Origin of the sequence: Microbacterium martis (assembly GCF_047246685.1) — a bacterium.
In the GTDB taxonomy this organism is placed as follows: Bacteria; Actinomycetota; Actinomycetes; order Actinomycetales; family Microbacteriaceae; genus Microbacterium.
In genome coordinates, this window is sequence record NZ_JBFOKT010000001.1 from 1394830 (window position 1) to 1408309 (window position 13480).

General features: G+C 69.5%; 11 protein-coding genes and 1 tRNA gene. 8 read left to right on the forward strand and 4 right to left on the reverse strand.

From position 1 onward, the window contains the following. Positions 1-135: 135 nt before the first annotated feature. The 6 genes from tkt to pgl are packed head-to-tail and all read left to right on the forward strand — an operon-like array spanning position 136 to position 8250. Positions 136-2247 carry a transketolase gene (tkt, locus tag AB3M90_RS06735; protein ID WP_412951245.1) on the forward strand — a complete coding sequence of 704 codons (2112 nt, stop codon included), beginning with the start codon at positions 136-138 and terminating at the stop codon, positions 2245-2247. Then, positions 2244-3356: a transaldolase gene (tal, locus tag AB3M90_RS06740; protein WP_412950817.1), complete on the forward strand. Its 1113-nt coding sequence runs from the start codon at positions 2244-2246 to the stop codon at positions 3354-3356. Before tkt ends, tal begins: the two co-directional genes overlap by 4 nt. Continuing rightward, a complete protein-coding gene (locus AB3M90_RS06745; protein WP_412950818.1) occupies positions 3353-4960 on the forward strand; it encodes a glucose-6-phosphate isomerase in 1608 nt (535 codons plus the stop codon). Before tal ends, AB3M90_RS06745 begins: the two co-directional genes overlap by 4 nt. A gap of 22 nt (positions 4961-4982) precedes the next feature. Next, positions 4983-6533, forward strand: coding sequence for a glucose-6-phosphate dehydrogenase (gene zwf, locus AB3M90_RS06750; protein ID WP_412950820.1), 1551 nt, complete (start codon positions 4983-4985; stop codon positions 6531-6533). After that, complete coding sequence (locus AB3M90_RS06755; protein ID WP_412950822.1) at positions 6530-7465, forward strand: glucose-6-phosphate dehydrogenase assembly protein OpcA; 936 nt, start codon at positions 6530-6532, stop codon at positions 7463-7465. The genes zwf and AB3M90_RS06755 overlap by 4 nt, the downstream gene beginning before the upstream one ends. A 5-nt stretch (positions 7466-7470) precedes the next feature. Next, on the forward strand, positions 7471-8250 hold the full coding sequence (pgl, locus tag AB3M90_RS06760; RefSeq protein WP_412950823.1) for a 6-phosphogluconolactonase: 780 nt from the start codon (positions 7471-7473) through the stop codon (positions 8248-8250). Here pgl and AB3M90_RS06765 read toward each other — a convergent pair. Next, positions 8244-9233, reverse strand: coding sequence for a DMT family transporter (locus tag AB3M90_RS06765; protein ID WP_412950824.1), 990 nt, complete (start codon positions 9231-9233; stop codon positions 8244-8246). The genes pgl and AB3M90_RS06765 overlap by 7 nt on opposite strands. A gap of 43 nt (positions 9234-9276) precedes the next feature. On the opposite strand from AB3M90_RS06765, the gene def reads away from it, so the two are divergent. Continuing rightward, positions 9277-9843, forward strand: coding sequence for a peptide deformylase (def, locus tag AB3M90_RS06770; protein WP_412950825.1), 567 nt, complete (start codon positions 9277-9279; stop codon positions 9841-9843). A gap of 134 nt (positions 9844-9977) precedes the next feature. Further along, positions 9978-10490 carry a septum formation family protein gene (locus AB3M90_RS06775; RefSeq protein ID WP_412951246.1) on the forward strand — a complete coding sequence of 171 codons (513 nt, stop codon included), beginning with the start codon at positions 9978-9980 and terminating at the stop codon, positions 10488-10490. Positions 10491-10631: 141 nt separating this feature from the next. Here the strand turns inward: AB3M90_RS06775 and AB3M90_RS06780 are convergent. The 3 genes from AB3M90_RS06780 to dnaG all read right to left on the reverse strand — a co-directional run bounded on the left by AB3M90_RS06780 (position 10632) and on the right by dnaG (position 13480). Next, positions 10632-10707: transfer RNA gene (locus AB3M90_RS06780), tRNA-Asn, on the reverse strand. A 97-nt stretch (positions 10708-10804) separates the two neighbouring features. After that, complete coding sequence (locus tag AB3M90_RS06785) at positions 10805-11578, reverse strand: ATP-binding cassette domain-containing protein (RefSeq protein WP_412950826.1); 774 nt, start codon at positions 11576-11578, stop codon at positions 10805-10807. A gap of 36 nt (positions 11579-11614) precedes the next feature. Further along, positions 11615-13480 (reverse strand): DNA primase, encoded by a 1866-nt coding sequence (gene dnaG / locus AB3M90_RS06790; protein WP_412950827.1) that lies wholly within the window; start codon positions 13478-13480, stop codon positions 11615-11617.

A 13480-nucleotide genomic window follows, 5' to 3' on the forward strand; every position in this document is an offset into this window, starting at 1 on the left:
AAGGCCGCGTGATGCGGTGGAGCCCCCCGCTATGCTGGGACCACTCGCGCCCGGCGCTGTGCACACTCTCTCCGTGACGTTGCGGATGCGCCAGGGAATACGGGCGCCCTCGAAACTGTCGGAAAGGGCATGAACGTGTCGGAATTGCAGTGGGATGAGCTCGATCGGCGCGCGGTGGACACTGCGCGAATCCTTGCGGCGGATGCCGTGGAGAAGGTCGGCAACGGTCATCCCGGCACGGCGATGAGCCTCGCACCGGCGGCTTACCTGCTGTATCAGCGGGTGCTGCGTCACGACCCGAAGGACGTGGACTGGCTGGGCCGCGACCGTTTCATCCTCTCGGCGGGGCACTCGTCCCTGACGCAGTACGTGCAGCTGTACCTGGGCGGGTTCGGCCTCGAGCTCGACGACCTCAAGGCCCTGCGCACCTGGGGCTCCAAGACCCCGGGCCACCCCGAGTACGGCCACACGAAGGGCGTGGAGATCACCACGGGCCCGCTGGGCCAGGGGCTCGCCTCGGCCGTCGGGTTCGCGTACGCCGCGCGGTACGAGCGCGGGCTGTTCGATCCGGATGCCGCGGCCGGCACGAGCCCGTTCGATCACTTCGTCTACGTGATCGCCGGTGACGGAGACCTGCAGGAGGGCGTCACCAGCGAGGCGTCGTCGTTGGCCGGCCACCAGGAGCTCGGCAACCTGATCGCGATCTACGACTCGAACCAGATCTCGATCGAGGATGACACCAACGTCGCCTTCACCGAAGACGTCGCGAAGCGCTACGAGGCCTACGGCTGGCACGTTCAGGTCGTCGACTGGAAGAAGACCGGCGAGTACGTCGAGGACGTCGCCGAGCTCTCTGCCGCGATCGAGGCCGCGAACGGCGAGACCGGCAAGCCGTCGCTCATCATCCTCAAGACGATCATCGGCTGGCCGTCGCCCGGAAAGCAGAACACCGGCAAGATCCACGGATCGGCGCTCGGAGCCGACGAGCTGGCCGCGACGAAGAAGGTGCTGGGCTTCGACCCCGAGCAGACGTTCGTCGTCGCCGACGACGTGCTCGAGCGCACCCGCGGGCTGGCCGATCGCGCCGCCGCGGCCCGCGCCGACTGGCAGACCGCGTTCGACGAGTGGGCGGCCGCCAATCCCGACCGCAAGGAGCTCCTCGACCGGCTCGAGGCGCACCGGCTCCCCGACGACATCGATGCCGCCCTCCCCGTGTTCGAGAGCGGGAAGGACGTCTCGACGCGCGCCGCGTCGGGTCAGGTGATCAACGCCCTGGCCTCCGAGCTCCCCGAGCTGTGGGGCGGATCGGCGGACCTCGCCGAGTCGAATCTCACCACCATCAAGGATGCGGCGTCGTTCATCCCGGCCGAATGGTCGACCCACGAGTGGACGGGCGACCCCTACGGTCGCGTGCTGCACTTCGGCATCCGCGAGCACGCGATGGGCGCGATCGTCAACGGCATCAAGCTGCACGGTCCGACCCGCCCCTTCGGGGGGACGTTCCTCATCTTCAGCGACTACATGCGCCCGTCGGTGCGTCTGGCCGCGCTGATGGACATCCCGTCGATCTTCGTCTGGACGCACGACTCCGTCGCGCTCGGCGAAGACGGCCCCACGCACCAGCCCATCGAGCAGCTCGCCACGCTGCGCGCGATCCCGAACTTCACGGTCGTGCGCCCCGCCGATGCGAACGAGACCTCGGTCGTGTGGCTCGAGATCCTCCGTCGTCAGGGCGGCCCGTCGGGCATCGCCCTCACCCGTCAGAACATCCCGGTGTTCGAGCGCGGCGACGGCGCGGCATCCGGCGACGTGCTCGCAGCGGCCTCCCAGGCCGTGCGCGGCGCCTACGTCCTCGCCGAGGCGCCCGGCGGCACCCCCGACGTCATCGTCATCGCCACCGGATCCGAGGTGCAGCTGGCCGTCGCTGCCCGCGAGCGGCTGGCCGCCGACGGCGTGAACGTCCGCGTCGTCTCCGCGCCCTCGCTCGAATGGTTCGCCGAGCAGGACGACGACTACCGCGAGAGCGTGCTTCCGGCGTCGGTGACGGCACGCGTCTCGGTCGAGGCGGGGTCCGTGCTCAGCTGGCGCGGCATCGTCGGCGACCGCGGGCGCTCGGTCGGCATCGACCACTTCGGCGCCTCCGCCGACTACAAGACACTGTTCGAGAAGTTCGGCATCACCACCGACGCGGTCGTCCAGGCCGCGCGCGAGACCATCGCCGCACACAGCACCAAGGAGAACGCATGAGCACCCCCACCGAACAGCTCGCCGCCGCGGGCGTCAGCATCTGGCTCGACGACCTGTCGCGCACCCGCATCTCCTCGGGCAACCTCGCCGAGCTGATCGAGTCCCGCAACGTCACGGGCGTCACGACGAACCCGACCATCTTCGCCAACGCGATCACCGACAAGAACGACACGTCCTACGACGCGCAGGTGACCGAGCTCGCCGCGTCGGGTGCCTCGCCCGAAGACGCCGTCTTCGCCGCCACCACGCAGGACGTCGGCGACGCACTCGACATCTTCCGGCCGGTGTGGGAGAAGTCGGGTCACGTCGACGGGCGCGTCTCCATCGAGGTCTCCCCCGACCTGGCCCACGACACCGCGGGCACCGTCGCGTCGGCGAAGGAGCTCTGGTCGAAGATCGATCGCCCGAACCTCCTGGTGAAGATCCCGGCGACGAAGGCCGGCCTCCCCGCGATCACCGAGGCGATCGCGTCGGGGATCAGCGTCAACGTCACGCTCATCTTCAGCCTCGAGCGCTACGCCGAGGTCATCGACGCCTACCTGACAGGGCTCGAGCGCGCGCACAGCGCGGACTTCGACCTGGCGAGCATCCACTCCGTCGCCTCGTTCTTCGTGTCGCGCGTCGACACCGAGACCGACAAGCGACTCGACGCCATCGGCAGCGACGAGGCGACGGCGCTCAAGGGCAAGGCCGGCCTCGCCAACGCCCGCCTCGCCTACGAGCTGTTCGAGCAGAAATTCGCCGAGAAGCGCGCTCAGGACCTCCTGGCGATCGGCGGCAACCTGCAGCGACCGCTGTGGGCGTCGACGGGCGTCAAGGACCCGAACCTCCCCGACACGCTGTACGTGACCGAGCTCGTCGCGGCCGGCGTCGTGAACACCATGCCGCAGAAGACGCTGGAGGCCACCTTCGACCACGGTGTGATCACCGGCGACACCATCACGGGCGGCTACGCCGAGGCCCACCGGGTCTTCGACGAGCTCGCCGCCGTCGGCATCGACCTCGAGGACGTCACCCAGGTCCTCGAGGACGAGGGCGTCGCGAAGTTCATCGACTCCTGGCACGACCTGCTGGCCCAGGTCGCGGAGACGCTGGAGGCGCAGCGATGACGTTCGCCATCCACACCTCGGGTGCGCCCCGGACGGCGATCGACGAGACCGTGCCGAGTCTGGTCCACGACCTCGTCGCCTCCCGCATCACGGGCGGCGACGCCACGCTGTGGGGGGCCGCCGCCGAGCAGGAGGCGTCCATCCGCCTGGGTTGGGTGGAGGCCGTCTCGATCTCGCGACCGCTCGTCGCCGAGATCGTCGCGCTGCGCGACGATCTGCGCGCGCGCGGCGTGACCCGCGTGGTGCTCGCGGGCATGGGCGGATCGTCACTGGCCCCCGAGGTCATCGCGCAGACCGCCGGCGTGCCGCTGACCATCCTCGACTCGACCGCTCCCGGGCAGGTGCTCGCCGCGCTCGACGCCGGTCTCGAGGAGACGGTGCTGGTCGTCTCGTCGAAGTCGGGGTCCACCGTCGAGACCGATTCGCAGCGCCGCACCTTCGAGGCCGCCTTCCGCGACCTCGGCATCGACCCGACCGAGCGCATCGTCGTCGTCACCGACCCGGGTTCGCCCCTCGACGCCTCGGCGCGCGAGGCGGGATACCGCGTGTTCAACGCCGATCCGCACGTCGGTGGGCGCTACTCGGCGCTCACGGCCTTCGGCCTCGTGCCCTCCGGACTCGCCGGCGTCGACATCGACGAACTGCTCGACGAGGCCGAGGCGTCGTTGCTGGAGGTCGCGGTGGACTCCGCCGAGAACCCCGCCCTCCGCCTGGGCGCGGCGATCGCTGCGACGACCCCTCGCCGCGACAAGCTCGGCCTGATCACCGACGGCACGCACATCGTCGGTCTCCCCGACTGGATCGAGCAGCTCATCGCCGAGTCCACCGGCAAGGACGGCACCGGCATCCTCCCCGTCGTTCTGCTCCCGGTGTCGCCGGAGCTCGACGCGAAGCCGGCCGATCTGCAGATCGTCCGCCTCGTGGACGACGCGAACGAGTTCCACCTCCACGAGCGCCACCCGGGCGAGATCCTCGTCAGCGGCAGCCTGGGCGCTCAGCTCATCGTCTGGGAGTACGCCACCGCGATCGCCGGTCACCTGCTCCGGATCAACCCGTTCGACCAGCCCGACGTCGAGTCGGCGAAGGTCGCGGCCCGCGGCCTGCTCGACGCCCGGCCCGAGCCGACCGCTCCCGCGTTCGTCGAGCACGGCATCGAGGTGCGGGTCTCCGATCCCGCCCTCGCCGCGTCGGGCACCGTCGAGGGCGTGCTCGATGCGCTCTGGGCGCAGCTGCCCGCCGACGGATACGTGTCGATCCAGGCATACGTCAACCGCCTCGAGGTCCCGCAGCTCCAGGGCCTGCGCGAGCTCGTCGCCGCCGATTCGGGTCGCCCGACGACGTTCGGCTGGGGTCCCCGCTTCCTGCACTCCACGGGCCAGTACCACAAGGGCGGTCCGGCGCAGGGCGTGTTCCTCCAGATCCTGGAGCGCACCGAGGTGGACCTCGAGATCCCCGGGCGTCCGTTCACGTTCGGGCAGCTCATCCAGGCGCAGGCCGCCGGCGATGCGGCGGTGCTCGCCGAGCACGGCCGCCCGGTCGTCACGCTGACGATCACCGAGTCGTCGGCCGACGTGCTCTCCCTCTTCGAAGCCGCCCAGAAGTAGACCGCAGGAGAATCCTCGACCGATGTCTGTTCCCCTCTCGCGCGGGCACAACCCGCTGCGTGACCCCGACGATCGTCGCCTCAGCAGGATCGCGGGGCCCAGTGCGCTCGTGATCTTCGGCGTGACCGGAGACCTGTCGCGCAAGAAGCTGATGCCCGCGGTGTACGACCTGGCCAACCGCGGCCTCCTGCCGCCGGGCTTCGCGCTCGTCGGTTTCGCCCGACGCGACTGGGAGGATCAGGACTTCGCCCAGGTCGTCTACGACGCCGTCAAGCAGCACGCGCGCACGCCGTTCCGTGAGGAGACCTGGACCCAGCTCCTGCAGGGCATCCGCTTCGTCTCCGGCGAATTCGACAACCCCGACTCGTTCCGGAAGCTGCGCGAGACCGTCGAGACGCTCGACGTGGAGCGCGGCACCATGGGCAATCACGCGTATTACCTGTCGATCCCGCCGAAGGACTTCCCGCTCGTCGCGAAGCAACTCAAGGACTCGGGTCTCGTCGGGGAGGACGCCGATGACGACGAGCACTGGCGTCGCGTCGTCATCGAGAAGCCGTTCGGCCACGATCTCGAGTCGGCTCGCGCCCTCAACGCCGCCCTCGAGGTGGCCTTCCCGGCCGATTCGATCTTCCGCATCGATCACTACCTCGGCAAGGAGACGGTGCAGAACATCCTCGCTCTGCGCTTCGCCAACGAGCTGTACGAGCCGATCTGGAACCGGAACTACGTCGACCACGTCCAGATCACGATGGCCGAGGACATCGGGGTCGGCGGGCGTGCCGGCTACTACGACGGCATCGGCGCGGCGCGCGACGTGATCCAGAACCACCTCCTGCAGCTGCTGGCCCTCACGGCCATGGAGGAGCCGATCAGCCTGTCGGCCGAGCACCTGCGGAACGAGAAGGAGAAGGTTCTCGCCGCGGTGCACGTGCCGGAGGACCTCTCGCTCGCGACCGCACGGGGACAGTACGCCGGCGGCTGGCAGGGCGGCGAGCAGGTCACCGGCTTCCTCGAAGAGGAGGGGATGAACCCCGAGTCGACGACCGAGACGTACGCGGCGATCAAGCTCGAGATCGACACGCGCCGCTGGTCGGGAGTGCCGTTCTACCTGCGCACCGGCAAGCGGCTCGGTCGCCGCGTCACCGAGATCGCGGTCGTGTTCAACCGTGCGCCGCAGCACCTGTTCGGGCGCGGCAACGCGTCGGAGCTCGGTCAGAACGCCCTGGTGATCCGCGTGCAGCCTGACGAGGGTGTCACGATCCGCTTCGGCTCGAAGGTGCCGGGCAGCGGATCGAACGTGCGCGACGTCACGATGGACTTCGGCTACGGGCACGCGTTCACCGAGGCGAGCCCCGAGGCCTACGAGCGCCTGATCCTCGACGTCCTGCTGGGCGACCCGCCGCTCTTCCCCCGGCACGAAGAGGTCGAGCTCTCGTGGAAGATCCTCGACCCCGTGGAGAAGTACTGGGCGGCCGAGGGCGGCCCGGTCGAGCAGTACGCGCCCGGCTCGTGGGGTCCGGCATCCGCCGACGACCTCCTGGCGCGCGACGGACGAGTCTGGAGACGCCCGTGATCATCGACCTTCCCGACACGACCGTCAGTCAGGTCGCGAAACAGCTCGTCAAGGTGCGCGAGGAGGGCGGCGCCGTCGCCCTCGGCCGCGTGCTCACCCTCGTCATCGCGGCGCGCAACGGCGTCGCCGAGGCGGCGATCGACGCGGCGAACGACGCGTCGCGTGAGCACCCGATGCGCGTGATCGTCCTCACGACGGGTGAGGGCGAGTCGCGCCTCGACGCCCAGATCCGCGTGGGCGGAGACGCCGGCGCGAGCGAGGTGGTCGTGCTGCGCGCGTTCGGCGAGGCGGCGAGCAATGAGGAGAGCCTGCTCACCGGTCTGCTCCTGCCCGACGCCCCGGTGGTCGCCTGGTGGCCGGAAGAGGCTCCGGAATCGCCCTCCACCTCTCCCCTGGGTAGGATCGCCCAGCGTCGGATCACGGATGCCGCCACGTCGCCGGATGTGCGGGATCGACTCGCACTGCTCGGCCGCACGCACGCCCCCGGCGACACCGACCTGGCCTGGACGCGGCTGACCCACTGGCGGGAGCAGCTCGCGGCCGTGCTCGACCAGCCGCCGTATCAGGCCATCACCGACGTCGAGGTGCGCGGAGCGGCTGCCTCTCCGTCGACGGCCCTGCTCGCGGCCTGGCTGCAGATGGCGCTCGAGGTCCCGGTGCGCTGGTCGTACGAGGATCCGGAGCACTGGCAGGAGGGCATCAAGTCGGTGCGGCTGACGCGCGAAGCGGGCGACATCCTGCTCGAACGGCCGTCCCCCGGCGTCGCCGTTCTCACGCAGCCGGATCAGCCCCACCACGACCTGCACCTCCCGCGTCGCACGCTGCGCGAGTGTCTGGCCGAGGAGCTGCGCCGGCTCGACCCCGATCTCCTGTACGGTCGTGTGATCACCGACGGGTGGGAACAGCTGGGTCCGCCCGAGACAGGAGCGTGACGTCGATGCAGGTCTCGTCAGCGGAGAAGCGGGTCGTCGTCGAGCCGACACCCGCCGATCTCGCCTCCCGGGTGGCCGATCGCTTCCTCACGCGGGTGCGCGCGCGCACGAAGAACGGCCGGATCGCTCACATCGCCCTCACCGGGGGATCGATGGGCGGCGCGGTGCTCGAGGCGGCATCCGCTGACCGGCGGGTGAACGACATCGACTGGTCGCTCGTGCACTTCTGGTGGGGCGACGAGCGGTTCGTCCCTCGAGACCACCCCGACCGCAATGCCCGGCAGTCCCGACAGGCATTCCTCGACCGCATCCCCGTCCCCGCGGACAACATCCACGAGGTCGCGGGATCAGACAGCGGTCTGACCCTCGACGAGGCCGCCGCGGCCTACGCATCCGAGCTCGCGCAGCACGGCACCGACGAGCATCCATGGCCCTCTTTCGCGGTCTGCTTCCTCGGCGTGGGACCCGACGGGCACATCGCATCACTCTTCCCCGATCGAGATGAGGTGACGGTGACGGATGCCGCCGCCCTGCCGGTGCGCGACTCGCCGAAGCCGCCTCCCGAGCGCGTCACCCTGACGCGGCCGGTGCTGAACTCGTCGAAGCGCGTCTGGCTCGTGCTGACCGGCGCCGACAAGGCATCCGCGCTCGGTCTCGCTCTCGCCGGAGCGAGCTACACGAGTGTCCCCGCTGCCGGAGCGAAGGGACGCAAGCGCACCGTCTTCTTCGTCGACGAGGCGGCGGCGGCCGAGGTCTCCCCCGATCTGATCGATCAGGCCTACTGAGCCTGGGGATCACTCCCGCGCACGATCGGGAGCTCCTGGCTCTCGCTGAGGACCTGCGGGTGATAGCGCGCCAGGTTGACCACGCCCCAGACGGCGATGGCCCCGGCGACCGCGAAGACGATGAAGACCCACCACGGCGCGGCGGCCGCCTCGCCGAGGACGATCATGCCGATGAGCACGGCGATGAGCGGATCGACGACGGTGAGGCCGGCGATGACGAGGTCGGGCGGTCCCGAGCTGTAGGCGGTCTGCACGAAATACGCTCCGACGGATGCCGCGGCCAGGAGCGCGATCACACAGATCGCGGTGATCCATTCGAAGTGACCGGCCTCGATGCGCTTGATGACCACCTTCGCGAGAGTGGCGACGAAGCCGTAGAGGATTCCCGCCCCGATGACGTAGAACAGGGCGCGCATGCGATGCCGGAGGATCAGCCAGCATGCCCCCAGAACGATGATCACGACCAGCAGGAGAGCGAGGATGACGAACAGCTCGCGTTCGGTCACCTCTTTCTCGGTGGCGTAAATGGCCGCGAAGAACACGAAGAGGAAGATGCCGCCGACGCAGAAGACGATGGCGGTCAACGACTTGCGGGTGGGCGAATGCCCCGAGATGCGGGCGTTCAGCAGCGTGGTGATGACGAGGGCGATCGCGCCCAGCGGCTGGACGACGATCAGCGGTGCTTTCACGAGCGCGGCGAGCTGACAGACGATCGCGAGACCGAGCATGAGGGTTCCGGCGATCCACGAGGGCCTCGTGAGCAGGGCCTTGATCTGACGGCCGGTGAGACCGGCGGCCCCGTCGGCACCGCTGAGTCGCTCGACCTTCTCGACGCCGCGGTGCTGGTACTGCGCACCCAACGACATGAAGACCGCGCCGGCGAGTGCCAGCGGGATGCCGAGCAGAAGTCCCGGGTTCTGGAAGGCGCCGACGAGCTGGTCGCCGACCTCTTCCGCCGTGTTCGTCCACACCCCTGCGCTCACACTACGACCCTACCCGCCGCACCCCGCGCAGTAGGGTTGTGACGTGGCTGTACTTCCGATTCGCATCATGGGCGACCCCGTGCTTCACTCCCCCGCCTCCCCCGTCGAGGAGGTCACCGACGACATCCGCACCCTCGTCGCCGACATGTTCGAGACCATGGATGCCGCCCCCGGCGTCGGACTCGCGGCACCCCAGGTCGGCGTCCCGCTGCGCATCTACACCTACGCCTACGTCGACGACGACGACCGGCCCTGGCGCGGCGTCCTCATCAATCCGGAGCTGTGGATCGCCCCGGTCGAGCCCGGAGAGCCCGATCCCGAGCTCGAATCGGAAGGATGCCTGTCCTTTCCTGGCGAGCGGTTCCCGCTGCGACGATCGGACCGGGTGCACGTGACGGCGATCGACCTGGACGGTCGCCCGGTGACGATCGATGTCGACGGGTGGCGAGCACGGATCATGCAGCACGAGTTCGACCACCTCGACGGCGTCCTGTACGTCGACCGGCTCTCGGACGGCGACTGGAAGACGGTGCAGAAGATCGCGAAGAAGCGCGGCTGGGGCCGTCCCGGCATGAGCTGGATGCCGGGCGTGGACGACCTCGAAGGCTGACCCCGCTCTTCCAGCTGCGACACAGCATCCTCGGAGTTGCGTCATAGACTCCGCCGCGGATAGCGTGGACGCGCGCAGCCGATATATCGGTATTCTGGCGCACTCACGCTCTGTGGAGGGGACACACGACCATGATGAAATTGCGCAACCGACGCGCGCTCGCACTCGCCGGGGCCGCTCTGGCGCTCTCGCTCGCCCTGACCGGCTGCAGCGCGCTCAACAGCATCCTCGGAGGTGGTCCCGCAGACGCCGACCGGGACGACGAGACCGGCCAGGTCACCGAGAGCGCGAACATCGACGTGTTCGCGCTCAAGGTCGGCGACTGCAAGATGTCGAGCGCCACCGGACTCATCGAGGCGGTCGACGTCGTGCCGTGCGACGAGCCCCACGATGAAGAGGTCTACCACGAGTTCAGGATGGACGACGGGGAGTTCTCCGAGGAGGCGGTCGACGCCGCCACCGACGGATGCATCGGCGACGCCTACACCGACTTCGTCGGCGTCATCTGGGACGAGTCGACGCTCGACGTCTACCCGATCACTCCGACGAAGGAGACCTGGGAGCAGCTGAACGACCGCGTCATCCAGTGCGTGATCTCCGACCCGGCCGGACCCGTCACCGGCACCCTCAAGGGCGCCGCGCGCTGATCGCCCGACAGCACCGAGGAGAGGCTCCGCCATCGGCGGGGCCTCTCCTCGTTCACCCCGTCGTGCGCGGTGGGCGGCTGTACCTCCACCGTCCCCCGAGAACGGAGAAACCCCCGGCCTTCCGAAGAAGACCGGGGGTCTTGGCTCCCCGGCTTGGACTCGAACCAAGAACCTGCCGGTTAACAGCCGGCTGCTCTGCCAATTGAGCTACCGAGGAATGTGCTCCGACGAGCGGGCAACTCGACAAGCTTAGCAAACTCCGGGCCCGACTCATGACACCCGGCACTGCGTCGCGCGGGTCGGGCGTGTCGCGCTCAGTGGCGTGAATCGGACTCCGCGTTCGGCGCCCAGAGGAGGTCCTTGCCCACTCCTCTGGCCACCACGTGACCGCCGCGGAGCATCAGGGTCTCGGCGTTGAGCTCGCGGATGAAATCGGCGTCGTTCGTGACGAGCAGCGCCGCCATGCCCTGCTCCTTCCGTCGACGGGTGATGGCGTCGAAGACGACCGGACGGACCTCGAGATCGAGGTTCGCGAGCACCTCGTCGGCGATCAGCACGTGCGGCTCCAAGACGAACGACCGCGCGATCGCCACCCGCTGACGCATGCCCGCACTCAGTTCATAGGGGAACTTCGCCGCCGTGCCGAGCGGCAGATGCAGCTCGTCGAGCAGGGTGGCGACGCGGATCGACAGTGCCTTCGCGTTCACCCGGCGCTCGCGGATGAGGATCGGCTCGGCGATGACCTCGTTCACCGTGAGGCGCGGCGGAAGGTCGGCGCCGGCGCCCTGGGGGACGAAGCCCGTGCGGTAGGTGAGGATGCGGTGCTTGCGCCCCGGGCGACGGATGTTGACGCCGCAGACCTCGGCGCTGCCGCCCACGACCCGCACCGAGGGATCGGTGGATCCCGCCAGCGCCGCGACGAGGGTCGACTTGCCCGAACCCGTCGGTCCGGCCACGCAGATCAGCTCACCCGGAGCGAGCGAGAAGGTGACTCCGTCGACCGCCCGCGTCGGAGCGCCGTGTCCCACCCGGTCGATCACCAGGTCCGAGCACTCGATGGCGGGAGACGAGTCGGGCGTGCGGGACATGATTCCATCCTGCCCTCTGCGCGACGGGCTGAGGTGTTACGACTCGGCGAACCGCTGGCGCTCGACGTCGATGTCGCGCAGACGCACGCGCAGCGCCCGTCCACCGTCGGAATCGGCGGGCACCCGCTGCACCGCGCCGAGCAGCTCCTGCTTCTCGTGCTCGAGCTGGCGGAGGATGAGGCGCCGGGCGAGATCGGTGGCCGAGGCGACGGCGCCCTCCTCGTTCTTCGCAGGGAAGGGCGTCATCAGCAGCTCACCCGCGAGGGAGCGATACGGCTCCCGCACACCGTTCACGGCGTCGGTCACCCAGCCGGCGCGCGTGCGATCGGGGGCGGATGCCACGGCCTCGCGCACGGCTTCGAGCCCGGCCGTGCGGAACGGGGCGCCGAGAGCCCTGTTCAGCAGCTCCTGCTCGACCTGATGGCCGTACTGCAGCGCGCCCATCAGAGCATCGCGCTCGACCGCGACGTCAGCCGTGCGCGGCAGGCTCGCCAGCGTCACGGGCATCACCCCCGCCGCGCCCCCGCTCGCGCTCGGCTCGGCAGGCGACGGCTCTCTGCGGACAGCCGGCTCACGGGAGGCGCCACGCGCGGCGCGCTCCACCTCGCTGCGCACCTCGGTCGGATCCATGCCGAGGCGCCGCGCCAGCACGCGCTCGTACCCCGGGCGGAGGAGCTGGTCGCGGATCTCGGCGACGATCGGCGCAGCGGCCCGGAGGGCGCCCACGCGACCCTCGACGGTGGCGAGGTCGAATCCGCTCAGCTTGCGGTCGATCGCGAACTCGAACATCGGCTGCTTGGCGTGCATCAGACCGCGCACCGCGGCATCGCCGCGCTGCAGACGCAGGTCGCAGGGGTCGAGCCCGTCCGGCGCGACGGCGACGAAGGTCTGGGCGTTGAACCTGTCGTTCTCGGTGAATGCGCGCAGTGCGGCCTTCTGCCCGGCCTCGTCGCCGTCGAACGTGAAGACCACCTCTCCCGACGCGTTGTCATCGCCCATCACCCGGCGGAGCACCTTGATGTGCTCGGAGCCGAACGCGGTGCCGCAGGTGGCGATCGCGGTCGTGAGCCCCGCGAGATGGCAGGCCATGACGTCGGTGTAGCCCTCGACGACCACGACACGGCGGGGATCGCCGCGCGAGATGTCGCGCTTGGCCAGATCGAGGCCGTACAGCACCTGCGCCTTCTTGTAGATCGGCGTCTCTGGCGTGTTGAGGTACTTCGGACCCTGGTCGTCGTCGAAGAGCTTGCGCGCACCGAAACCGATCGTCTGTCCTGAGACGTCGCGGATCGGCCAGACCAGCCGACCACGGAAACGGTCGTACACACCGCGCTGTCCGGTCGAGACGAGTCCGGCGGTGACGAGCTCCTCCCGGGTGAAGCCCTGCGCTGTGAGGGCCTTGAGCATGCCGTCCCACCCGCGTGGAGCGAAGCCGACGCCGAAATGCGCTGCGGCGCCGGCATCGAATCCGCGCTCGCCGAGGAAGCGGCGACCAGCTTCGGCGTCGGGCGACAGCAGCTGCGAGCGGAAGAACTCGGCCGCCGCCGTGTTCGCCGCGTACAGGCGGCTGCGACCGCTCGTCTCGGGGGCGGCACCGCCGTCTTCGTAGTGCAGCGTGTAGCCGATGCGCCCGGCCAGGCGCTCGACGGCTTCGGTGAAGCTCACGTGGTCCATCTCGCGGAGGAACGAGTACACGTCGCCGGACTCGCCGCAGCCGAAGCAGTGGTAATAGCCGACCTGCTGCCGCACGTGGAAGCTCGGACTCTTCTCGTCGTGGAACGGGCACAGGCCCTTCAACGAGCCGACACCGGCCGACTTCAGTGCGACGCGCTCGCCGATGATGTCGGCGATGTTCGTGCGCGCCTTGACCTCGTCGACGTCGGCCTGCCGGATACGGGGCAT